This window comes from Paucibacter sp. KBW04 (assembly GCF_003852425.1).
Taxonomy (GTDB): domain Bacteria; phylum Pseudomonadota; class Gammaproteobacteria; order Burkholderiales; family Burkholderiaceae_C; genus Paucibacter_A.
This window is the reverse complement of record NZ_QAJN01000010.1, coordinates 1-410: the sequence shown is the minus strand read 5'-3', so window position 1 is coordinate 410 and position 410 is coordinate 1. Positions and strand designations below refer to the sequence as shown.

General features: G+C 68.3%; 1 protein-coding gene. It reads right to left on the bottom strand.

Annotation, left to right across the window (positions count from 1 at the left end; genetic code table 11):
* Positions 1–410: ABC transporter ATP-binding protein (locus DBR47_RS12030; RefSeq protein WP_148090425.1), on the bottom strand; the 410-nt coding region annotated here is incomplete at both ends.

Below are 410 nucleotides of genomic sequence, written 5' to 3'. Positions count from 1 at the left end.
TTCTCGGTGGCGTTCATGCCAGCGGCCGGCTCGTCCAGGGCGATCAGCTTGGGGTCGGTGGCAAGGGCACGGGCGATCTCCAAGCGACGCTGATCCCCGTAGCTCAGGGTGCGCGCCTTGAATTCGGCGAACTTGCCGATGCCCACGTAGTCCAGCAGCTCTTGGGCGCGCTGGCGGATGGCGGCTTCCTCGGCCTTGAAGCCCGGGGTGCGCAGGATGGCGCCCAGCAAGCCGGAGTGCGAGCGCACATGACGCCCCACCATCACGTTCTCCAGCGCCGTCATCTCGGCGAAGAGGCGGATGTTCTGGAAGGTGCGCGCAATGCCGGCCTTGGCCACTTGGTGCACGGCCTGCGGGGTGTAGGGCTCGCCGCCCAGATGGAAGCTGCCCGCGTCCGGCACGTAGAGGCC